This is a genomic window from Kitasatospora mediocidica KCTC 9733 (assembly GCF_000744225.1).
Taxonomy (GTDB): domain Bacteria; phylum Actinomycetota; class Actinomycetes; order Streptomycetales; family Streptomycetaceae; genus Kitasatospora; species Kitasatospora mediocidica.
In genome coordinates this window covers 903,873-924,255 of sequence record NZ_JQLN01000006.1, presented here as the reverse complement: position 1 = coordinate 924,255, position 20,383 = coordinate 903,873, and the positions used below count along the sequence as shown (strand labels likewise).

Sequence of the window (20,383 nt, the reverse complement as noted above, 5' to 3'; positions counted from 1 at the left end):
CCCACCCCGGCACCCTGTCGCACCCGGACCACAGACAGGGGTTGAGGGGTATCCGCCCACGTCACACCATACGACAGCACCCACACCCCGGCCACCAACCCTCCCCCACACCCTCCAGGGCGGCCTGACGGCCACCCAGCACCAAGCCGCCCAACACCACCGACACCCAGGACACAGCAGCGCCGAGACGGCGGCGGGACAACCCGGGCGGCCCGGACGGCGGGCAGGGCTGGCAAGCGGGCGACGGGGAGCCGCCGAGGCCGGCGGACCGGACGGCGGCAGGCCCGGACGGCGAGACGGCAGCGGCGAGGCAGCAGGACGGCCCGGCCGACCCCCGGCACAAACCGAACACCGGAACCCGTCACGGGCCTCCACCGGACCATTCCAACCCGAATCAAGAAAACCACACCGAGCGATTCAGCAAAACCACCTAACCGAAATACCACCACGAACCACACCCAGAAAGAGCCACCCACCCGGCCAACCCCAGCCGCCCCCACTCCCAATCTCATCAACCACCACACAGAGTCACCGAAGCACAGGCGACACCAACCCCGCGCACCCTCCCGACAGGACCAACCAAAGGTCCAGACAACCCAGCAGGAGAGGCCAAAGCACGCCCACAACCACCAACAGGTCACACCCCACGGCCCCTCGCCGGGTAGAGCTTTGCGTGCAGCACGCGCGCCTCCCACCACGGATCGTCCGGGGCGGAGACCAACGCGGCCACCAGCTCGCGCTTGGTCGGGACCGGCAGCATCAGCGGGCCCAAGTCCCGTGCGGTGCGGGCCTGTACAGTACACACTCGGGGCACTCCAGCCGGTCCGGCCGGGCCGTCTCGGTCAGCTCCAGCTCCGAACCCTCCTTCCCCCCGATCGAGCCCCGGCACGACCAGCACGGCCGTAGCACGGCGTTCGCCGCCCGGGCGGCCTCCAGCTGTTCCTCGGCCTCCCGTTCCAGGCGGTCCTCGCGGGCCTGGTGGCAGCGCCAACAGCAGCCACCCGGGCGGCGGGTCCACTCGACCTGTCCCCCGGGGCCGTACTCCCAAGTGCTCTCCTGATCGGGGATCTCGCCGCAGTCGATGCAGTGATGGTCTGCATGTAGCTGACCTGGGAATTCGTCACACCTGCCGTCCTCCGGCTTGCGGGAGGTGTCAGTAGTTGTGAGCGCCCAGAGCTTTACTGGAGATCTCACTCGCCTCAGTCAGGAAGTCGTTCATGAGGTCCCAGTGCTCCTCCTTGCGGGTGGGGCCGACGGCGCTGCGAGCGAGAAACTCTCTCGTGAGCAGCCTGTTCAGGGCCTGGAGCGCACCGAGCGCTTCCCGCAGGATGGCCATGCGCTCCACTGCGGCAGTCTCCGAGACGCCCTGCGACCGGTCCCCCGCGGCCTGGCGCAGTGCCTCGAAGTCGGGCAGGCGGATCAGGTGGTGCAGCCCGTGGGTCCAATCTCCTTTGCGTGCCGGGCCCTGACGGGTCGTCTGGTCGGCAGCCACCGTGAGCGCCACGGGGGCCCCTTGATCATCCGCGCCCCGTACCGCCAGTGCCGTCTCCGCCTCCCTACGCCCCTGCTGCGTCAGCTCGCACAGCACCCGCGCCGGACGGCCCGGGTGCGAGCCCTGCTCCTGGCGCAGCACGACCCACTGCCGCTCGCTGAGTCTGGTCAGGATCTGTGAGACCGTGCTCTTGCCCAGGGCCGCCCGCTCGCTGATCCTCGCCGCCCACAACGGCTCGTGCGCCGAGGTCGCCAACAGCAGGCGCAAAACCTCCACCGTCGGGCGAGTCATCCGAACAGGTCCTGTCATACGGCCAACACCACCACTTCCCTGACCATAGGTCAAGAATGAACCATGGCCCTCAGCAGCCAGAATCCAGTGACAGCGAGATGACCAACGATCGCTGCCACTCCCATGCAGACCATCAGTGGTGGCTGGAGTCCGACGGCCGGGTCGACTGGGCTTCGCTGGCGGTGGAGACCGAGTTCGAGGGCGAGCAGCTCGGTCGGTGGATGCGGGCGCAGCGGGCCAGCTTCGCCGACCTCGACCAGGAGCAGCAGCATCTGCTGGCCGTGCTCGGATCGAGGAAGCCCAGGAGCTTGCCGCCGCGCGGGCAGCGGCCGCGGCCCGGCCCGGCCGAAGGTGTTGCGCGCCGACCGGTTCGGCCATCACCTGGCGGCGCTGGTGGCCTTCGTCGAGCACGAGGGCCACACCCGGGTCCCGCGCACCCACAAGACCGAGGAGGGCCTGTCCCTGGGTACCTGGCTCAACAACCAACAAGCACGCCGGGCCAAGCTGAGCGCGGAGCAGGTCGGGCAGTTGGAGGCTCTCAGGTGGTCTGGAGCAGCTGAAGTACTGCGGGGGCTGCCTATGGCATCTGGCAGCCCCCGCAAGGCACCTACTGGCCGCTTGAGCGCGCTTCGTACCGTCGTTCCGCGAACTGCAAGAGGTTCTTACAAGCAGTGGCGAGCTTTCCCAGCTCGACGTCGTCAAGGGTGACGTTGGGCAAGACCCCGCCTGCCATCGGAAGAGCTTCTCTGCCGCGCTCCGGGTCTGTGCCGCCGGTTCCGGGACGGGGTGGCGGTTTGGGCAGGGTCTCGCTGCGCCCGTCCGGCTCGCCGGGTCCCGGGGGTGTCCTGGTGCTCAGCTGCCCGGTGCGGGGTGCGCGAGGCCGGGTGAGGGCGAGTGTCCGTGGCGCTTCAGCCGCCGGAGCACCAGCCAGCCGGGCATGAGGCGTCCGAGGCCGAATCGGTAGCCGATGGCGAACTCCATGCGGCTGATCAGGGCCTGCTGGTTGCCCAGGCCGAACCCGTTGAGGTTCATCTGCTCCGGTCCGTTGACAGCCGGGGAGGACCAGGCGTCCTGGCAGGCCTGCTTGAAGGGCTGATCGAGCTCGGTGAGGCAGGTGTCGAGCACCTCGCCGATGGCCCGGCTCTCCGCCGCGATCCAGGCGCGCGCCTCGGCGAGGCGCTCCTGCAGGTCGTGCCCGGTGGAGGCGAGCGCGGCCAGGGTGGCGGGCTCATTGTCGGTGCGGCGACGGATGCGGTAGGGGTACTCGATCCGGGCCACCAGGACGCGCACTGCCGCCGCGTAGCGATCGCGGCGCGCGGCGGCGCCGGCACGCAGCCCTGTCAGGATGTGGGCGATGACGCCGGCCACGACGGTGGAGCCCAGCAGGGCCAGCACGACGGTGGTCAGAGTGCTCTGCTGCGCCGGGCCGGCGGCCAGGTACACGGTCATCGGGTCCATCGGCGGGCCTCGCGTCTCAGGTCGGTGGTCGTGACGGGGTGGGTTCCGCGGCCCGGCTGTCCATGGGGTGCGTCCTCCGCCGGCCACGTGCCGGTGCGGCGCCAGGCCTCCTCGAACATCAGGTGACGGTGGATCAGGGTGACGAGCGCCTCGAGGCCGTCCTCGGGGATCCAGCGCAGCGCGGCGTCGTCGTTCGGGTACTGCAGGCACAGGTCATTCAAGGGGTAGGGGCTGCGGTGCTTGAACGGCTGGCCGCCGGCCTTGGGGAAGGCGTGGACCTCGAGCGTGGGCAGGATGACGACGCGGGCGTGCTCGACGGGGTAGTCGTCGTCGGCGAGCGCGGGCAGGGGGCGCAGCGTGAGATCGAGGATGGCGGCGCCGCCGGGCCCGCTGCGGCCGCTGGCCTGCTCGACGCCGTAGATCGGGGCGTCGTGGAGCAGGTGGTGGGCGGCCGCAGCGGGATCGGCGAGCGCCTGGGTCAGCGCGTACGCCATGACCGGCTCGGGCGGGCGGGCTGCTGGGCGCGCTGGGAGGTGACGGCGCGGCCGGTGGAGGTGATGCTGCCGGATGCCAGGGCGCGCAGGGCGTCGGCTGCGGTCTGGCCGGGGCTGGCGGGGAACGCGTCGCCGATCAGGGTGTGCCAGATGTCGATGGCCGCGTCGTGGTCGCCGTCCTGTTCGAGGCGGCGTGCCTCGGCGGCCTGGTCGGCGGCGGTGCGCAGGGCTTGGGCGTATCCGGCGCGCTGTCCGGGTGTCCACTTGGCGGTCAGGTCGTCGACTCCGGTCGGGTCGTGGACCGGGCCGGCGACGGCCTGGGCTGCGTGGGCGAGGGTGGCGGCCAGGGCCTCGGAGTGGTCCGTGGCGGCGGTGACGGCACGGTAGGCGAAGGCTTCCCAGAGCAGGCCGCAGGTGTCGTCGAGGAGCGGGTGGTCCTTCTTCAGCTGCTTAAGCATGCGGACCTGGTGGACGAAGCGGCCGCCGGTGGCCCGGTTGCGCTCGGAGATGACGCGGTTGAGGGTGCGGGTGTTGGACCGCTCCCAGGGGGTGGTGGCGTCGCTCTCGCGGTTGGCGATGAAGACGTCCTCGGTGCCCGGGTCGTTGAGGGCGGGGACGAGGTCGAAGGTGAAGTCGAGGTCGGCGAAGGTGACCTGGAGGGCGTGGGCGGGGCGGTCCTCCACGTCGAAGCGCGCGCCGGGGAAGGCCTGCTCGACGACGCGGCGGATCAGGTTCATGGCGCGGGTTGCGCCGCCGGGTGCGGTGAGCGCGTGCTCCTCGGCGACGGCGGGGTGCAGGACGATGACCATGTCGACGTCCTTGAGGGGCTTGAGCATGGTCTTGCGGGCGAAGCTGCCCTGCAGGAAGGTGGCCTCGATCAGGCTGGCGGTGCGCAGCGTGGTGGTGACCGCCTGGTGGCGGTTCTGGGCGGCGGCGCGCTCGTCGGGGTCGAGGTTGAGGGCGGTGTCGAGGTCCGCGAACGCGGACTTGGTGGTGTTCATGGGGCCATCTGGCTCGCTTCCTGTCGGCGTCGGCGGTCTGGTGCCCGTGCCGACGTCGGGTGCCGCTGTGCGCGGGTCCCGCAGCGGGGCCCTCACCCGAGGCAGACGACGTAACTCGCCGGTAGTGATAGAAGCGGTTCCGGTCGTGCTCAGGAGCAGTCGCGGCAGTGGGTGGCCGCGGGCGGGTCGAACATCGCCGGCGGTTGGAGGAGGTTGCATCCGGGGCAGGTCCGCGCGGCGACCCTGGGCGGGCAGTCGCACTGGCCGCACTCGGGGCACTTGGGTGCCCGGCAGGTGGAGCAGGCGGTCTCGAACGAGCGGAAGTCGTGGTCGCAGTAGCCGCACGCCCGCCACGGGGCCTGCGGTCCCTGGTCGGGGGCGGGGGGTGAGAACGTCTTCCAGGGTGCCTGGTCAGTGACAAGTACGGCGACGATGTAGCCGCCCATGTCGGTGGTCTGGACGTAGAGCTCGTCGCCGCGGATGCCGTCGCGGTAGCGCAGCCGGGTGCGGCCTTCGGTGCGGTGGTGGCCGTTGGCCAGGGCGCGGTCGAGGACGGCGGCGGTGGACTGGTCGCTGCCGCGGCGCGGCCGGGGCAGGCCGCGGGAGGCGGCGAAGACCAGCTGCCCGTCGGTGTCGAGGAGCAGGATGTGTCCGGGGGCCGGGAGGTGCTGCGCTGCTTTGACGCAGGCGGCCATGCGGGAAGCGCTGCTGGCGCGCCACAGGTCGCAGATCTGTGCGGCGGTGGGGCCGGCCGTGCCGAGGTGGGCGGCCGCGAGGGTGTCGGGCAGGAGGATCTCTGCGGCGAAGGCGTCGCAGGCGGCGTCCTCGAGTTCCAGGCCCTGGTCCGGTTGTTCTTCGAGGACGTCGATGAGGTCGATCTGGGTGCGTTGCAGGTGGTGGCCCAGTTCGTGCAGGCCGGTGAAGTCGCGGCGGGCGTGGCTGCGGGAGCTGACGACGCCCACGACCGGGGGCGGGCCGGGGAGGTAGGCGCCGGCGACGCTGCAGCCGGCGGCGCTCTCGTTCTCGGAGATCTCGCGGACGTCGAAGCCGGCCCAGGTGGAGATCTCCGCCAGGGCGCTGTCGGCCAACCTGTCCGTGGCGCCGGGGCGCAGCCTGTTCAGGGCCTCGATCATTCGTGTGGCCTGGTCGCGTGCTGCGGCGGCGCGTATGTAGTTCACGGCCTCTTCTCCTGCAGGCAGAGCTGGAAGTACCGGTCGACGCGTGCGGGCCAGTCGGGGGCGGGGCCGGCGCCCGGGTCCTGGCGGGCGGCCAGGGTGTAGGAGCCGAAGGCTGCGCCTGTCCGGACTTGGTACTCGGTGAGTCGGAGTTGGCTCGCGAGGGCGCGCAGTTGCGGGCGCCGTACCGGTCGGCTCAGTTCGTGGACCAGTTCCTGGGGCAGGGCGGGGTTCGCGTCCAGGACCGCGTCTGTGGTCAGGTCGAGCCGCGGGGCCAGGATGTCGGCCTGTTCGGGTGTGACGGGCATCTGGCCGCGCCGCAGGGCCAGCGCCTGGTCGGGCGTGATGGACAGCAGTTCGGTGAGGATGCGGGTGGTCATGCCGTGGCCGACCAGGAGCCCGGAGAGGTCACCGGATCCGCCGGGCGCCCAGTGAGCTTCGGCGAGGTCGGCGGTCTTGTCGAACAGGGCGGCGCGGTACTCGGCCGCCGGCGCGGCGGGGCTGGGGATGGCGGTGCCCCATGCTTGGTGGTCTGGGGGCGGGCTCGCGGCGGTGGTGGGGGCTTGCGCGGGCAGCGGGGCGGCCACCTGGGCGACCTGGCGGTCCAGGACGCACCAGGGCAGGTCCTCCCGCAGGCCGTACCACAGGGCCAGGGGCTGCTGGAGGGTCGAGCTGTCTTTCGGCAGCAGCAGGGTGGTGTCGTCGTGGTAGCGCACGTCCAGTGAGGTCGGGATCGCCGTCACATGGGTTTCCGCGACGTCGAGGACTGTGAGGATCAGCACGGTGCGCTGCCATGCTGCGCGCCACACCTGGCCGGGGATCGGGTCGCTCGGGGGTGCGGCCATGGTGGCGCGCACGGCTTCGGGGACCTTCAGGCCTGCTGCGGCGGCCCTCAGCCTCTCAAAGGGAGTGCTCAACGCCTCGCCCATGGACTCCGCCTCCCTTCCCGTGCCGCATCCGTTGGCCTCTTCCACTTGGTACTGACGACATGACTGCACCGCCCATCATGAGGGCGTCTGGCCTGTGTGTTGGAGAAGCACGCTCAGGACGTCTTGTGCGGCGTCGTCGTCGGCCAGGGCCAGTCGCAGTGACTCCTTCAACCCGTCCATGATCGCGCGTGTCTGGGCGGGGCCGACGCCGAGGACGGCTGCGGCGACCTTCGGTGGGCGGTGGAGGCAGTGGAGCACGTCGCGTTCTTGGGGCGTCATGCTGTCCCAGATCTGCTGCGCGCGGTCGTGCAGACCGGCGACCGTCACGTCGGTCGCCGGCGCCGCCGCGTCGACCGCCGTCGAGCCGTCGCTCGCGAACAGCGGTACCGAGGTCAGTGGCTGCAGGAGCACGAAGCGGGCTTCGAGGACTTTCGCGAGGTCCTCCTCCCGGACCGCTCCCCCTGCCGTGTCGAGGACGGCGGTCAGGACCGCCATCATGGCGTGCACGGTGTCGGCCGGGGTGGGTCCGGAGGTGTTCCAGCGCACTAGCCGAACGTCGCGGACCCGGTAGGCCACGTCGATGAGCTCGTCCAGGTCGCCCTGCCACACCGCCTTGTCCGGATGGGCCGCCATCGTCCAGCCCGGCGACGTCGCCATCTGGACCGGCACGAACCGCGAGTCGCTGGTGAGGCGGCTGGCGAAGCGCCGGCGCAGCTTGCCGCGGTCGGTCATCTTGGCCTGGTCGATCAGGAAGTAGCGGATCGAGGCGAAGAAGAGGCGTTCCAGCGAGGCGGGATCGGTTGCCTGGATGACGCAGCCCACGATGAAGGTCTCACTATCCTCGCGGTCCAGCATCTGCGCGAGGACGTCGTCGACGGCGTCCTGGTCCCACTTGGAGTAGTCCTCCGGCGGGGGTACGCCGAGGGAGTGGGCGGCCTGCCGCCCGAGTCGTCGAAGGAGCTCAAGGGTGTGCGGTCCCACCTCGCCGGTGGAAGTGAGTTCCTCGAACGCCTCATCGGTCACCGAGCCGGCTCCTCCCTCCCCGCGGGCGGGGATCGACGCACAGCTCCCGCGCGAATGCCGGAGCCACTGTGCTGCGCACCCCCGCATGCGCGTACCAGGCCGACCGCGGAGCGAGCCCCGCGGATTCGAAAAGCCTTGGTACGAGCGTAGCCTGAGGCACGGACAGGAAGGCGCGACCGCGCGAGTGCTTCCAGAGTGTGGGCTGCCGGGGCAGGGACGTTCGCGGTTCCTGGTGGTCTGCGGCCGGCTACGGGTCGAGGCGCCGTGGGTGGACCTGTCGGGGTCGGATCGCGTCCGCGGACGTGCGGACCGTCTCGCGGATCCGCGGAAGGCCGATGGTCGGTGTGGAGATCGCCGAGGTGGTGGAGCACTGCAGGGCGCAGTCGGTGGTCTCCTAGGCTCGGATGGTGTGCTGGGCCAGGTGTGCGAGGACGGTGTGGTTGGCCTCCCAGCCGTCGGGGATCTTGGACGCGGCTCCGAGGTGGATGGGGTCATCGGAGGGGTGGGCGTCGAGGAGTTCGGGGATGCCGGCGCGCGCAACGACGATGCAGGCGTGGCGGTGCCGTGAGGTGAGGACGCACAGGCGGCCGGCTTCCAGGTGGAAGGCGGAGGCGTCGCTGCGGCCGGAGAGGGGGTGCAGGACGAGGGTGATGGCGAATTCCCGGCCCTGGAGCCGGTTGGCGGTGTCGACGGTGACCCCCTTCAGACGGGGGTGGTGATGTGCCAGGAGTGCTCGGATGTGGTGCGCCTGGTCGCGGTGTGCGGTGCCGATGGCCAGGTCGCCCGGTTCGAGTTCCTTCCCTTGGGGGTGGTCTTCGCACGTGGCGGTGGCGCGGCGGATCATCAGCCGCTCGGCGAGGCCGAGGGCGGCGTGGAAGGCTTCTGTGTCGAGGCGGTGGGTGAAGCGGGCCGGGAGTTCCAGCAGGGCCCAGCCGGTTCGGGCGGCGTGTTCGACGACGGCGTCCAGATGGCTGCGCATTCCGAGCGCGGGGAAGGTGAGGGTGCGGGCTTCGGGCGGGCTTCCGGCCTGGAAGTCGTTGAGGGGGTAGAACGCGTCGCTGATGACGGACACGGCTGACGGTGGCAGGCGCCAGGACACGGGCAGTGAGTGGACGGGCAGGTCGTGGTTCTTGTCGAGGAGGACGGCGACCGCGCTGTTCATCGGGTTGTGGGTCAGGCCCTCCCAGCGGTGGGTCTCGACGACGGAGAAGGGGTCGAGCTGGCCGGGGTCTCCGACGAAGAGCGCCCTGTCGAAGACGCGCGCGGCCAGGCGCAGGAGGGTGTCGGAGCGCATCTGGTAGGCCTCGTCGATGATCGCCCACGGCCACGGGGAGTCGGTGACGGTCGTCCACTTCATCGCGGTCCCCACGATGACCCGGGCGTCGGTGAAGTCCTGGACGCAGTCGCTGACGTCGACGCCGGGGAGGGCCGGCAGGTCGGCCGGGACGATGTGCTCGCGTGCGGTCAGGCGGCCGATCCGCAGGTCGGGGTGGTGTTGGGCGAGCCGCCGTACGAGGTCGTCGACCTGGCTGTTGGTCTGGGCGATAACCACGCACGGTTCCCCGGTCCGGGCGAGGTCGGCGGCGGCCCGGACCACCAAGGAGGATTTGCCGGCGCCGGGTGGGGAGTCGACGACGAGTCCGCGCTGGGTCAGGGTGCGGAGCTGATCGAGGACGGCGCGGGTGGCCCGGTCGGCGTCCTCCTGCGGCGGGGCGGGGCTCACCGTTCCTCCCCTTCGTGGTCGGGGTGTTCGGCCGGGGGGCCGCCGTGGGTCCAGGGTGTCTGGTTCCGCGGCGGGAACTCCGGCAGCCGGTAGTGGTCCGGTGCCGCGGTGAACGTGAGCAGGTCGCCGGGGTCGGGGAGGACGTTGTAGTTAGGGCGGGACTCGGGGCCCATCCCGGCGGTGATCTCCAGCTGGACCTGGGTGGTTGCGCTGCCGGGAGCGATGTCGCAGATCTTGTAGCGGGCGTTGCGGTGCGCGTGGCAGGCGAGGAGTTGACCGGGCTCCATGCTCACCGGGTCCGTGGTGGACACGGTGAGCATGGGGCGCCACTGCCGTCGGGCCTTGGGGCGGACACAGCGGTCGGCGTCGACGGTGGTGACCGTCCCGGCGAAGGCTCGTCCTGCGGTGCGCAGTTCCGCCCTTGCGAACGGGTCGTCCATCGCGCGTTCGGCGTCGAAGGCGGCCGTGGCTTCTTCTCTGCGGGCCAGGCCGACGGCGGCGCTGACGGCCTGGTCGCGGGCTGCCTGGGGGCGTCCGTCCTGGATCAGGTAGGTGCTGAAGTCGGTGAACACGCTGCGCTCCTTGTTCCAGCGGCGCGCGGTGCTGTCGGCTTCGGGCAGGGCGTGGAGCAGCGTGTAGGCCTGCCACATCAGGTCCCACGTCGGTTGCAGGTAGTGGGCCAGCAGCCGCTCGAGGTCCTGAAGGGCGCGGGGTTGTGCCGTGGTGCGGGCGTACTGCTCGAACAGGGGTGCCAGCTGCTCGGTGTCGAACCTCGCGTCGGTGGCCGGTCCTGCGGGGCGGTGGGTGTCCGGGTGTTCCGCCGCGAGTGCGGCGTCGCGGCCTGAGGCGGCGTCACGGGGCGGGTCGATCCAGGCCAGCAGGAGGGCGAGGTCCTCGTCCTCGAGCGGGCTCTGGCCGGTGATCCAGTGCATGGTGAGGAAGCCGGTAAGGGGGACGAGTGCACAGGAGCCGGGGATCTCGGCGCGGTCGGCGAAGTGGGTGAGCCACTGTCCCAGGCGCGGGACGCCGTGTTGGGCGGGGATGTCGGTGTCGGCGGGGCGGAATCGCAGGTCGCGTCCGAGCCTGTCCAGGTACGCCACGGTCTTCGGGTTGGGCACGAGGATCTGGGGAGCGTCGGTGTAGCGCCGGCGTGCCGGTCGGTTGGTGCCAGCGGGGATCTGCTCGCTGCGCTGTTGGTGTTCGTCGATGTAGGCGGTGACGGTCGCTGCGAGGGCGCCGAGCATGGGGGCGGTGCTGCCTGAGGGTGGGGCGACCAGGAGCTGGGGGTGGCGCGGGTCGGTGCCGAGCATGACCGCCAGGGGTCGGGCTGCCGGCCCGGTCTGTTCGAGGGGAAGCATCATCAGGGGGCGGTCGCTAAGGTGCAGGTGGCGCAGTTGGCTGGTGGGAACGGCGTTGCCGGTGGTGGCGGCGCGCATGCGCAGGAGCGAGGCGAGCAGGCTCATGCGAGGCCTGCCAGGAGGTCCGCGTGGACGCGGTGGGCGTGTCGAAGGGCCTGGGTGATGTCGGCCTGGTCGCGTGAGGGGTGCAGGTGGCCGTCGGTGAGGGCCAGCGCCGTGGCGGTGGTGTCGATTCCTGCGGTGTCGTCGCGGACCTTGGTTCCCAGGGCGCCGGTCGTGCCCCGGTTGCGTGCCTCGCTGCGGCAGTAGAAGGCGAGGTCGCAGTGCTGGCGGCAGCCGGGGGTGTAGAGGGGGCGGGTGGCGGCGAGTGCGTCGGTGAGTTCGCCGTGGGGCCGGGTCGGGGTGTTGTCCGGGCCGGCGGCAAGGTCGAACGTGGTTCCGGGGGGAAGGCGGTCCAGCAGTTCGGGTAGGCGCCGCAGTCTGCCGAGAAGCCGGCTGAGGGATTTGATCTTCTGGCGGGCGTTGACGAGTGTCGCAATGGGCCGGTTGGAGAAGTTGAGCGGGTTGACCAGGATCACGGAGTCGCTGACGCGCTCTGGGGGCAGGTCCTCGTCGGCGAGGAGTTCTTGCAGGGCCAGTACGTGGGCTGCGGCTTGGGTGACTGCTGCGGTGAGTTTGGCGCTGTCGGCCTGCCCGTCGATGACGGCGAAGGGCTTGATCTCCACGATGTGGAAGGTTCCGTGGTGCTGGAAGGCGACGACGTCGGGCTCCAGGTAGACCTGGTGGCCGGCGACGGTCAGCCGGAGCACGGGATGGTCCAGCAGGGTGCGGGGGGCGGAGGTTCCCTTCGCGGCGCTGAGGATGCGGGACCGGGTGTGGGCATGGCGTAGCGGCAGGGGGGACGGGCTGTCGCTGCCGACGCTGTTGACGTCGTCGTAGCCAACCTCGGGGATGGTGAGGCCGAGGGTCTTGCGGAGCAGTCGGACGAGTTCGGCGCCGCCGTGGACGGTGACCCGGTGCTCGAAGGCTGCTGCGTGGTCGAGCGCGAGTCGGCTGCTGCGCAGGGGGCGCGGCAGGCCCAGGTGGGTGGCGAGGGCGTCTTTGTCGACGCCGGCTGCGTCCAGGAGGGCACGTCGGTCGCAGCCGGGGTTTGCGGTCAGCGCGGCAAGGGTTCGGGCGTTGTGCGGGACGGGCGGACGGGAGCCCCGCAGGGCGTCAAGTTGTGCGTCGAGCGGGTTCACCGGTTTCCTCGATGGAGCGGGGCACGGCGAGCGGTGCTGCCGGGGGACGTGTCAGGAGGTGCGGCGTTGGCGGGCGGCGTCGTGCAGGGTGCTGCCGAAGATCTGCTGTACGTCGCCGAGTTGGTCTCGTGCGCGCCGGGCCGCTTCGGTGCGGGTGTCGGCGTCGTCGTCGGCGTGGATCGCCAGCTCTGCTGCGGCGGTGCGTCGGAGTGCGTCGAGGTCGAGCGGGCCGCGGACCGGGTAGTCGGGGATGTTGCGGCCGCAGCGCAGGAGGAGCTGCTGGACGGTGGCGGGCAGGGGGGCGTCGCCGGGCAGGCGTTCGGCCGCGTCCGCGAGGTGCATGGTGGAGGTCAGGAAGTTGACGCGGTGGGTGAGGGGTCCGATCAGGCGTTGTTCCAGCGGCCATGTGCTCAGGGCGAGGAGGGCTCGGGCCGGGGAGAGGAGGTCGAACGTTAGGGCGGAGCACACGTAGTACGTGCGGCTGTAGGGGGCGTTTCGGAAGGACCGTTCCTCGTCGCGGCGCAGGGTGGTCAGACGGGCTGTGTTCAGGGGGCGGGAGAAGAACGCCTCGTGGACCTCGCTGAGGATCCTGGGGGCGGTGGGGACGGCGGTCAGGGCCAGTGCCTGCTGGACCTGCTCGCGGACGGGTGCGTCCCCCCAAGTGCGTTCGGGGGCCGGTGGCGGCGGGGACGGCGGCTGGGTCCACTGGGGTTCGCCGCCCGGGGTGAACAGTGCGTTCCAGGCACTCTGGGTGCGCTGGAGTTCCTGGCGCAGGGTGGTGAGCTGGGCGCTGTCGTGCTGCTCCTGCGCCTGCCGCATCGCGTGTTGCAGGCGCTGCATGTGGGCCTCAAGAGCGTCCAAGTGCTCATGCATCCACGCATGCTAACAGTAAGCCATGGTTCCTGTGCGCCCCGTAATTCTCATGTACAGTCCGTCACGACCTTAGCACCAAGAGTGCTCACTGGGCTTTCGTAGACAGAAGGGCTCATGCAGGCATGAGCAGACTGCTCCACACCTCCGACTGGCACCTGGGCCGGACCTTGTACCGGCACTCGCTCGAGGAGGACTTCGATGCCGTCCTGGCCGAAATCGCCGACATTGCCCGCGAGAGCGAACCGGACCTGATCGTCCACTCCGGCGACCTGTTCGACTCCCGCCCCACGCCCCGGGAGATGCTGCGCGCCATGCGCGTCCTGGACGAACTGACCGCCGTCGCACCCACCGTGGTGCTGGCCGGCAACCACGACTCCCCCGGGTGCTTCGAGTTCCTGTCGTACGTCAGCGGCCCGGACCGTGGCCGGGGACTGTTCTTCGTCGAACGGCTGCGCGCCCCGGACGACGGAGGCGTCCTCACCTTCGACGCCTGCGGCGGGGAGCAGCGCATCCGCCTGGCCGTGATGCCGTATGTGCATCCCAACCGGTTCTGGCAGCCGGCCTCGGTGTTCGGGGTGACGTACGCCGACTACGCGGCGGCGATGCGCGGTGTGCAGGCGGAACTGACAGCCGGTCTGCGCGAGGGCTACGACCGCGACCGGGACGTGCTGGTGTTCGCCGCCCATGTGTTCGTCGCCGGGTCGAAGCCCTCCTACAGCGAGCGTTCCGTGGACATCGACGCGGCCTACGCGACCGCCGCCGCGGACCTTCCGGCGGTGTCGTACACGGCGCTGGGGCACATCCACGCTCCGCAGGCCGTTGCCGGGGCGCCCGGTCCGGCCCGCTACGCCGGCAGTCCGCTCCAGCTGGACTTCGGCGAGGCCGACGAAGTCAAGAGCGTCGTGATCGTCGACGCCGATCCCGGACGGCCCGTTCGAGTCAGGACCCAGCGGCTGACAAGCGGCAGGCGTCTGGCCAAGTTCGAGGGAACGCTGGAGGAGTTGCGGGCCATGGCACCCCAGTACGAGGGGGCATTCCTCAAGGCGGTGATCATCGACGAGGAACCGAATCCGCAGCTGGCAGGCAGGGTGGCCGAGATCGTCCCGAAGGCGATCCTCATCAACGCCGTACCGGCGGTCGTCGCCGCTCCCGGGGCCGTGGTCGATGCCGGCACCGAGGAGGAACCGGACCTCCCCGAGTCCCTGCGGGCCTACATGGAGACCAGGAAGGACTTGGGCGAGAGCACGGTGAAAGCCGCCGTCGCCGCGTTCGCGAACCTGCTCGCCGAGGTGGACCACGAGACACCGCCGCCGTCACCGGCCGAGGACATGCTGCAGGCCGCACTGGAGCACACCTGGACGGAGGCCCCGTGAAGGTCAACCGGCTCGCATTCCAGAATCTGCGCAGCTACACCGACGAGTGCACCATCGACTTCACCGGGAAAAGGCTCGTCGCCGTCCTGGGCAACACCGGCGCGGGCAAGACCTCGCTCCTCGAAGCGGTGATCTTCGCCCTGTACGGGCGGACTTCATGGGGGGCGGCCGGCTACGAGCTGATCAGCAACGGCTGTGAAGAGATGACCGTCACCGTCGAATTCACCGTGGACGGCGTCGCCTGGCGGGCGCGGCGCGCCATCTTCGCGAACCGCAAGGACCCGCAGGCCGTACTCGAGCCCGTGGTTCCCGGGACCGCCGCCACGGTCGACAACACGCGGGCGGTGACCCGGGCGATCACCCAGATCATCGGACTCGACTGCGAAGGCTTCGTCAGCACGGTCATGCTGCGCCAGGGCCGTTTCAACACGCTCCTCAAGGCCACCCCTGCCGATCGCACCCTCATCCTGCGGAACATCTTCGGAATCACCGAGCTGGAACGCGTACGCAAGCACATCCTCACGCGGATCGACCGGCTCAACGGGAGCATCCTCACCGCCCACAAGGCCCGCAAGGGACTGCTGGACGATCCACGTGCCAGCGCCGCCCGCGCCGAGCGGGACCTGGAACGCACCCTCGGCACCGCACGGCAGCGTCGCGAACGGCTCGACCGTCTGCGAGGTGCCCAGATCCGCGCCGTCGAGTGCGCGCACCGCAGGTCCGCCCTGGAGAAGGCGGCCCGGTCGCTGCGGGAGCGCCGCGTCGCTGACGCCGGTGCCACCATGGCCGCACTCACCCAGGTGAAGGAGGGCCTCGACGGCGAGGAGCTCGTCCTCAAGGGCACGGAGGCCGACCTGGTACTGCAGTTGGCGGCCTCGCAGGCCGCCCTGGACGCAGGCGCGCTGGAGGACGTCACAGTCCGCTCCCTGTCCGCCGCCCTGGCCGTGCTCTCGCCCCTTCCCGACCGCGTCACCGACCTGAGCACCCGGGCCAAGCGTCTGGAGCAGGAACAGCTCCAACACCGCGAGCAGGAGCAGGACGACGCGGCCGCCGCCCAGGAGCTCGCGCAGGGTGAGGAGCGCGCGGTCCTTCTGCGGGCGGCGACCGAGCAGGACGAGCGCGCCGTCGCCGAGATGCGTGCGGACGCCGACCGGGTCCGGGACGGTCTCCGGGCGGCCCTGCAGGAGGCCTCCACCGCCGCAGGGCACCGGCAGTCGGAGCACGCCATGCTCGGGCAGGCCGAGGACCTGCGTGCTCGCAGCGCCAGCCAGCAGGAGGAGCTGGCCGGGCTGCGCAGCTCCTACGACGCGGCTCAGGACGCCCTTGTGGTGTTGCAGCGCAGCGAGGCGGCCCACACCGCCGGTGCGCACCTGGCCCCGGGCGACGCTTGCCCGGTCTGTGTCCGGCCCCTCGGCGAGGGCTTCATCGCGCCGGAGCCGTCGGACGGCCCGGCCCTGGGCCGGGCCAAGCGCGCTGTCAGCAAGCACATGGCGGCCCTCAACAAGGGCACGATCGCGCACGCGGAGTCCGGCTCCCGGCTGAACACCACCGTCGAGGCCGCCGAGACGCACCGGCGCCAGTACCTGGCGGCGGACGAGCGGATGGAAGCGGCGCTGCTGGAGGTGCAGGGGTGGGTGGAGGCGGTGCGGGCCGGCGCGGATCCTGCCGGGGGCGCCACGCTGGACACGATGCGCCGGGACGTGTCGGCCCAGGCACGCGAGCTCGGCAGGGGCACCCCGCAAACCCCCTCCCAGATCGCCGCCGCCGTGGTCTCGATGGTCCAGCCGCTGCGCGAGGCGGAGATGGACTGCGCTGCGGCGCTGAAGGCCTCCCAGGCGGAGTGCGTCGCGGCGCAGACCGCGAACGAGGCTGCGCGGGCCGACCTCAAGCAGCGGCGCAGCCGCCTCCAGCTCGAACGCAAGCGCCTGGACAAGGCCCGGCTGCAGTCTGAGAGCGATCGTCAGGCGCTGCTGGCAGAGATCGCCGCGATCCCGTCGCCCGTCCGTCCCGTCCAGATCGGCCCGGACGAGCTGCCCCGCCTCGAGGACATCGCCTGTGCCCAGGACGTTGCGGCGCAGCGCCTGGCTCGGCTTGAGGCGACGGCGCGGGAGCACGAGGAGACCCGGGATGCCATGTCGGCCAACGCCCAGGACCGGCAGGCGCTCGCCGGACGGCGTCAGCGTACGGTCGACACTCCGACCCGGAAACTGGTCGGCCAGCTGGCGCGGTGGGCGGACACGGCCGCGGACGCGCACAGCCTCCTCGGCCACCCGGCCGCCCTCGAGCTGCCGCCCGTTCCGGACGGCAGTGACCTGGACCTCGTCGACACCTTCGTCGCCGCCTTGGCCTCGCTCGGGCAGGGCTTAACAGTCGAGGTGAAGGAGGCCGCGCGTCAGGCCTTGGCCGAGGTCCGCGCGTTCGAGGAGGAATTCGTCCGCGAGGCCGGCGCGGAGGCCACCGAAGCCGACCCGGACCCCGGATTCCCGGTGCCGGTGGACGGCGAGCTGCTGGCGCCCGCTGCCCTCGACCCGCTCAGCCGCAAGACCAGCGACGCCGAGGCCGCGCACGAAAGGACGAAGGCCGACCTTCGCAGGGCGAGGTCCCAGATCCCCTACGCCGATGCGCTGACCGCCGCCCTGGAGGCAGCGGACCAGCAGGTCGATGTCTGGAAGGCCGTGAGCGACCAGCTCACCGACGGGCGGTTCCTGGCCTACCTCACCGATCGGCGCACCGCGTTGCTGCTCAGTCACGGCAGCAGGATCCTCCACACGCTGTCCGCGCAGACCTACAGGTTCACCGCGGAATTCAATGTCGTGGACGTCAACACGAACCTCGAGCGCAGATCTGGCACGCTCTCCGGCGGGGAGTCCTTCCAGACGTCGCTCGCCCTGGCGCTCGCATTCGTCGAACTCCACAGCTCCACTCACAAGCTGGAGAGCCTGTTCCTGGACGAGGGCTTCGGCTCGCTGGACTCCGTCCGACTGAACGACACCCTGCAGGTGCTGCGCAAGAGCGCAACGGGAGACAGGTCCGTCACCGTCATCAGCCACCTGTTTCCGGTGGCCGAAGCGGTGAACGACGTCCTGATGGTCCGAAGGAAGACTCCAGGGTCGTCGTCCGTGGCCCGCTGGCTGCTTCCCGAGGAGCGCGACAACCTGATCCGAAACGAGATCAGGCAGATGCTGGAGCACGCCTGAGTCAGACATCGCAGGTCGGCTGGCGGCGGTGAGGACGACCGCGCTTCACCGGGGCCGCGTCTGACGGCCCGGCCCCGGTGAGGAAGGCGGCCTCCGGGGTGCCTGCGGCGAGCGCCCCGCCACACGGCGCCCCGAGCGGCACCGGCGCCACCCCGCCCCGGCGGGCCGCCGGGAGGGCGCCGGGCGCGCCGCGCGACCGCTCCCGCGAGGCCTCGGTGGCCACGTAGACGAACGGCTGCGGCCCGCAGCGCGACGCACCCACCACTGCCGGACACCACGCACGTCCGGCGCGCTGTCGAGACCTGCCACCCCCACCCGTCGGCATCAAGGAAGAGCCCAACCGCGTGAGCAACTCCCCCAGCGACGCCTCCGGCGTCACCAGACCTGTTTTCACCCGCGGCGCGGGCCGACCCGCCTCGGTGCCGCGCCTGCTCGCACTCGACGCCTGCGGCGAGCTGACCAGCGCCCACGTACGTTTGGCCGCCGAAGCGCTGGGGTGCTCCGAGCGGACGGTGTGGCGGTGGCTGGCCCAGGCGCGGGCCACCGGCCGCACCGAGCCCGCGGCGCGAGGACGGTTCGCCGTCACACCAGAGATCCGGCGGCTGCTGGTGTTGTGGGGCGGAAACGCCTCCGCCGTGCACCGCGAGCTCGACCAGCGGGCCTCGGCCGACCCCAAGCTTCCTGCGGCCCCGTCCCTGGCAACGCTCCACCGGGCGCTGAGACGGGATCTGACCCCCGGGTACCGGGCCGGGCTCGCCCGCGGGGAGAGCGCCCGGCGGGCCTTCGACGTGTTCGGCAAACGACCGGCCGAGCACCGCAACGCCGCCTGGGAAGGCGACCACAAGTGCGTGCCCGTGCGGGTGTGGGTGGAGGACGAGCTCGCACAGCCCTGGGTGACCTGGTTCATCGACTGCGCCACCAAGGTCGTTCAGGGCGCGGCCATCACCCCGCATGCGGCGAGCAGGGACGCGGTGCTTGCGGCCCTGCGCACGTCCCTGGACCGCTCGGAGCCCTTCGGCCCCGCGGGCGGTCTGCCGGGCCTGGTCCGGGTGGACCGCGGGAAGGAATTCCTCTGCCACACCACGACATCGGCCCTCGGCGCGTTCGCTGTCCCCGTCGTCGACCTGCCCGCCTACAAGCCGCACCTCAAGGGCACCATCGAAGCGCTCAACGACGCGGTGGAGGAGATGTTCTTCGTCTCCCTCCCGCACTACGTCCACCAACAGACCCTGCCGGGAAAACGCACCGTCGACCCCCACGCCCCGGCGCTCACCTTCGAGGCGTTCGTGGAACTGCTGCTCAAGTGGGTCCACTGGTGGAACACCGAACACAAGCCCAAGGACCTCGCCAGCCGCACCCCGATGGAGGCATGGCTGGCGGACCCCACTCCGCTGCACGACGTCCCCGACGGCCGGCTGGCGCACTTCGGGCTCGAGGACGACGGCCGCACCCGGGTCATCACCACCCACGGCGTGCAGTGGCGCAGCCGCCACTACATCGCCCCGTGGATGGTGGGCGAGGCCGGGCGCAAGGTGACGCTCCGCCACCTGCCCCACCACAACGCCACGATCGAGGTCTTCGACGTCCACGGCGAGCACCTGGGCGCCGCGCACCTGTCCGAGGCCGCCAGCACCGAACAGGTCCGCGCGCTGCGTAACGCCCGCACTGCCAAGGCCCGCCAGCTCCGCGCGGACCTGAAAGCGGCGGCGCGGCTGCGCCGCGACCGTTTCAAGGCCGTCACCGTCGCGGGCCCGCCCCAGCGCCTGGGGGCGCTGACCGCAGCCGAAGCCGAAGCGGGGCTCGCCGGCACAGCCACCCTGGACCTGTACAAGCGGGCGAACCCCACCTACGTCCCGCACCGGGCCGTTCCCGAAGGCTGGGCGCGCCCGCTGCCACCCGGCGGTACCCCGGTCCCGCCGGCCGATCACGAGGAGACGCAGTGATCGACAGCGTGAGCTGCGGCAGGCTCCCGGCCGAGGCCGACGACCACATCCACCGCCTGGACGCGCACCTGGTCGCCACCGACGCTCTCATGACCACGCTGGACAACATCGAGGCCACCATCGAGGCGAAGGCCATGATGTGCGCGTTCGGGCCGGCCGGCCACGGCAAGACGATGTCCGTGAACTCAGCACTGCGCCAACTCGCCCCGGACACCACCGTCCGTCTGGAGCTGCGCTCGGGGCCGACTGTGCGCGACATCCGCTACGGCCTGTTCCAGGTCCTCGGGCTGCCCGGAGAGCCCCCGGGCAGGCCGATCGAGTTCGACACGCTCCTCAAGGAGACCCTCTCCGAAAGATTCCGGGTGCTGGTCTGCGACGAGGCACAGTGGATGGGCCGCAGTTCCTTCGAGTACTGGCGGCACCTGTGGGACGACCGGCACACCGACATCGCGGTGATCTTCGCCGGCGGCGACAACTGCTACAAGGTCCTCAAACGGGAGCCGATACTCGCCTCACGGATCTTCATCTGGCAGAAGTTCAAGCGCATCCCCGAGGACGAGGTCACAGCCACCCTCCCGGCATTCCACCGGATGTGGTCGGGTGTGCGACCGGATCTGATCCGCGACATCGACCGCGCCGCCGCACACGGCAACTTCCGTAACTGGGCGACCGTCACCAAGCACCTGCAACAAGGCATGAAGAAGATGAACCTGACCGAGATCAACGACGACCTCGTGAACTGGGTCTACAGCAGGATCGGCGGCATGTAGCCGCTGCGGCTGGTCGCGGCGGCACCGCTCGATGCCGCCGCG

The 20,383-nt window shown here is 71.0% G+C and carries 19 protein-coding genes; 5 read left to right on the top strand and 14 right to left on the bottom strand.

The genetic code is table 11. The features are described 5' to 3' along the window. Nucleotides 1-637: 637 nt before the first annotated feature. The 3 genes from BS80_RS41275 to BS80_RS42125 all read right to left on the bottom strand — a co-directional run bounded on the left by BS80_RS41275 (nt 638) and on the right by BS80_RS42125 (nt 2,055). Complete coding sequence (locus BS80_RS41275) at nt 638-805, bottom strand: hypothetical protein (RefSeq protein WP_157536688.1); 168 nt, start codon at nt 803-805, stop codon at nt 638-640. 348 nt (nt 806-1,153) lie between these two features. Further along, on the bottom strand, nt 1,154-1,783 hold the full coding sequence (locus tag BS80_RS42130) for a MarR family transcriptional regulator (protein WP_063772104.1): 630 nt from the start codon (nt 1,781-1,783) through the stop codon (nt 1,154-1,156). 50 nt (nt 1,784-1,833) lie between these two features. Next, nucleotides 1,834-2,055, bottom strand: coding sequence for a hypothetical protein (locus tag BS80_RS42125; protein ID WP_198045656.1), 222 nt, complete (start codon nt 2,053-2,055; stop codon nt 1,834-1,836). Between the two features lie 79 nt (nt 2,056-2,134). Here BS80_RS42125 and BS80_RS44190 point away from each other — a divergent pair, with 79 nt between their 5' ends. Further along, entirely contained in the window at nt 2,135-2,491 is a 357-nt protein-coding gene (locus tag BS80_RS44190) for a helicase associated domain-containing protein (RefSeq protein WP_408607444.1), read from the top strand. Nucleotides 2,492-2,635: 144 nt separating this feature from the next. On the opposite strand, the gene BS80_RS30455 is transcribed toward BS80_RS44190, so the two are convergent. The 10 genes from BS80_RS30455 to BS80_RS30410 form a co-directional block, all read right to left on the bottom strand. Then, nucleotides 2,636-3,232 (bottom strand): hypothetical protein, encoded by a 597-nt coding sequence (locus BS80_RS30455; protein WP_157536687.1) that lies wholly within the window; start codon nt 3,230-3,232, stop codon nt 2,636-2,638. Then, nucleotides 3,229-3,735 (bottom strand): hypothetical protein, encoded by a 507-nt coding sequence (locus BS80_RS42115; protein WP_198045654.1) that lies wholly within the window; start codon nt 3,733-3,735, stop codon nt 3,229-3,231. Before BS80_RS42115 ends, BS80_RS30455 begins: the two co-directional genes overlap by 4 nt. Further along, nucleotides 3,720-4,736: a nucleotidyltransferase domain-containing protein gene (locus tag BS80_RS30445; protein WP_035803990.1), complete on the bottom strand. Its 1,017-nt coding sequence runs from the start codon at nt 4,734-4,736 to the stop codon at nt 3,720-3,722. Before BS80_RS30445 ends, BS80_RS42115 begins: the two co-directional genes overlap by 16 nt. A 149-nt stretch (nt 4,737-4,885) precedes the next feature. After that, entirely contained in the window at nt 4,886-5,914 is a 1,029-nt protein-coding gene (locus BS80_RS30440) for an ImmA/IrrE family metallo-endopeptidase (RefSeq protein WP_035803989.1), read from the bottom strand. Next, complete coding sequence (locus BS80_RS41270; protein WP_035803988.1) at nt 5,911-6,840, bottom strand: hypothetical protein; 930 nt, start codon at nt 6,838-6,840, stop codon at nt 5,911-5,913. The genes BS80_RS30440 and BS80_RS41270 overlap by 4 nt, the downstream gene beginning before the upstream one ends. Before the next feature lie 75 nt (nt 6,841-6,915). Next, on the bottom strand, nt 6,916-7,863 hold the full coding sequence (locus tag BS80_RS30430) for a hypothetical protein (protein ID WP_035803987.1): 948 nt from the start codon (nt 7,861-7,863) through the stop codon (nt 6,916-6,918). Nucleotides 7,864-8,257: 394 nt separating this feature from the next. After that, nucleotides 8,258-9,586, bottom strand: a complete 1,329-nt coding sequence (locus BS80_RS30425) for an AAA domain-containing protein (RefSeq protein WP_035803986.1) — start codon at nt 9,584-9,586, stop codon at nt 8,258-8,260. Beyond that, entirely contained in the window at nt 9,583-11,049 is a 1,467-nt protein-coding gene (locus BS80_RS30420) for a hypothetical protein (RefSeq protein ID WP_035803985.1), read from the bottom strand. The genes BS80_RS30425 and BS80_RS30420 overlap by 4 nt, the downstream gene beginning before the upstream one ends. Beyond that, nucleotides 11,046-12,185, bottom strand: a complete 1,140-nt coding sequence (locus BS80_RS30415) for a hypothetical protein (protein ID WP_035803984.1) — start codon at nt 12,183-12,185, stop codon at nt 11,046-11,048. Before BS80_RS30415 ends, BS80_RS30420 begins: the two co-directional genes overlap by 4 nt. A gap of 51 nt (nt 12,186-12,236) precedes the next feature. Continuing rightward, entirely contained in the window at nt 12,237-13,058 is an 822-nt protein-coding gene (locus tag BS80_RS30410; protein ID WP_035803983.1) for a hypothetical protein, read from the bottom strand. A gap of 122 nt (nt 13,059-13,180) precedes the next feature. Between BS80_RS30410 and BS80_RS30405 the strand changes: the two genes are divergently transcribed. Next, on the top strand, nt 13,181-14,431 hold the full coding sequence (locus BS80_RS30405; RefSeq protein ID WP_035803982.1) for a metallophosphoesterase family protein: 1,251 nt from the start codon (nt 13,181-13,183) through the stop codon (nt 14,429-14,431). Further along, a complete protein-coding gene (locus BS80_RS42110; protein ID WP_035803981.1) occupies nt 14,428-17,628 on the top strand; it encodes an AAA family ATPase in 3,201 nt (1,066 codons plus the stop codon). Before BS80_RS30405 ends, BS80_RS42110 begins: the two co-directional genes overlap by 4 nt. 1 nt (nt 17,629) lies before the next feature. On the opposite strand, the gene BS80_RS30395 is transcribed toward BS80_RS42110, so the two are convergent. Beyond that, nucleotides 17,630-17,893 carry a hypothetical protein gene (locus BS80_RS30395; RefSeq protein WP_035803980.1) on the bottom strand — a complete coding sequence of 88 codons (264 nt, stop codon included), beginning with the start codon at nt 17,891-17,893 and terminating at the stop codon, nt 17,630-17,632. A 154-nt stretch (nt 17,894-18,047) separates the two neighbouring features. Here BS80_RS30395 and BS80_RS30390 point away from each other — a divergent pair, with 154 nt between their 5' ends. Both BS80_RS30390 and BS80_RS30385 read left to right on the top strand, forming a co-directional pair. Then, complete coding sequence (locus tag BS80_RS30390; RefSeq protein WP_408607449.1) at nt 18,048-19,571, top strand: Mu transposase C-terminal domain-containing protein; 1,524 nt, start codon at nt 18,048-18,050, stop codon at nt 19,569-19,571. Further along, the gene (locus BS80_RS30385) at nt 19,568-20,341 is read left to right on the top strand and encodes an ATP-binding protein (RefSeq protein WP_051967385.1); all 774 of its coding nucleotides are present in this window, start codon (nt 19,568-19,570) and stop codon (nt 20,339-20,341) included. Before BS80_RS30390 ends, BS80_RS30385 begins: the two co-directional genes overlap by 4 nt. Nucleotides 20,342-20,383: the final 42 nt, after the last annotated feature.

Coding starts and splice junctions, on each gene's coding strand:
- BS80_RS42130 (WP_063772104.1), bottom strand. CDS start 1,783: ATGACTCGCCCGACGGTGGAGGTTTTGCGCCTGCTGTTGGCGACCTCG.
- BS80_RS42125 (WP_198045656.1), bottom strand. CDS start 2,055: ATGCTGCTGCTCCTGGTCGAGGTCGGCGAAGCTGGCCCGCTGCGCCCG.
- BS80_RS30455 (WP_157536687.1), bottom strand. CDS start 3,232: ATGACCGTGTACCTGGCCGCCGGCCCGGCGCAGCAGAGCACTCTGACC.
- BS80_RS42115 (WP_198045654.1), bottom strand. CDS start 3,735: ATGGCGTACGCGCTGACCCAGGCGCTCGCCGATCCCGCTGCGGCCGCC.
- BS80_RS30445 (WP_035803990.1), bottom strand. CDS start 4,736: ATGAACACCACCAAGTCCGCGTTCGCGGACCTCGACACCGCCCTCAAC.
- BS80_RS41270 (WP_035803988.1), bottom strand. CDS start 6,840: ATGGGCGAGGCGTTGAGCACTCCCTTTGAGAGGCTGAGGGCCGCCGCA.
- BS80_RS30420 (WP_035803985.1), bottom strand. CDS start 11,049: ATGAGCCTGCTCGCCTCGCTCCTGCGCATGCGCGCCGCCACCACCGGC.
- BS80_RS30410 (WP_035803983.1), bottom strand. CDS start 13,058: ATGCATGAGCACTTGGACGCTCTTGAGGCCCACATGCAGCGCCTGCAA.
- BS80_RS30405 (WP_035803982.1), top strand. CDS start 13,181: ATGAGCAGACTGCTCCACACCTCCGACTGGCACCTGGGCCGGACCTTG.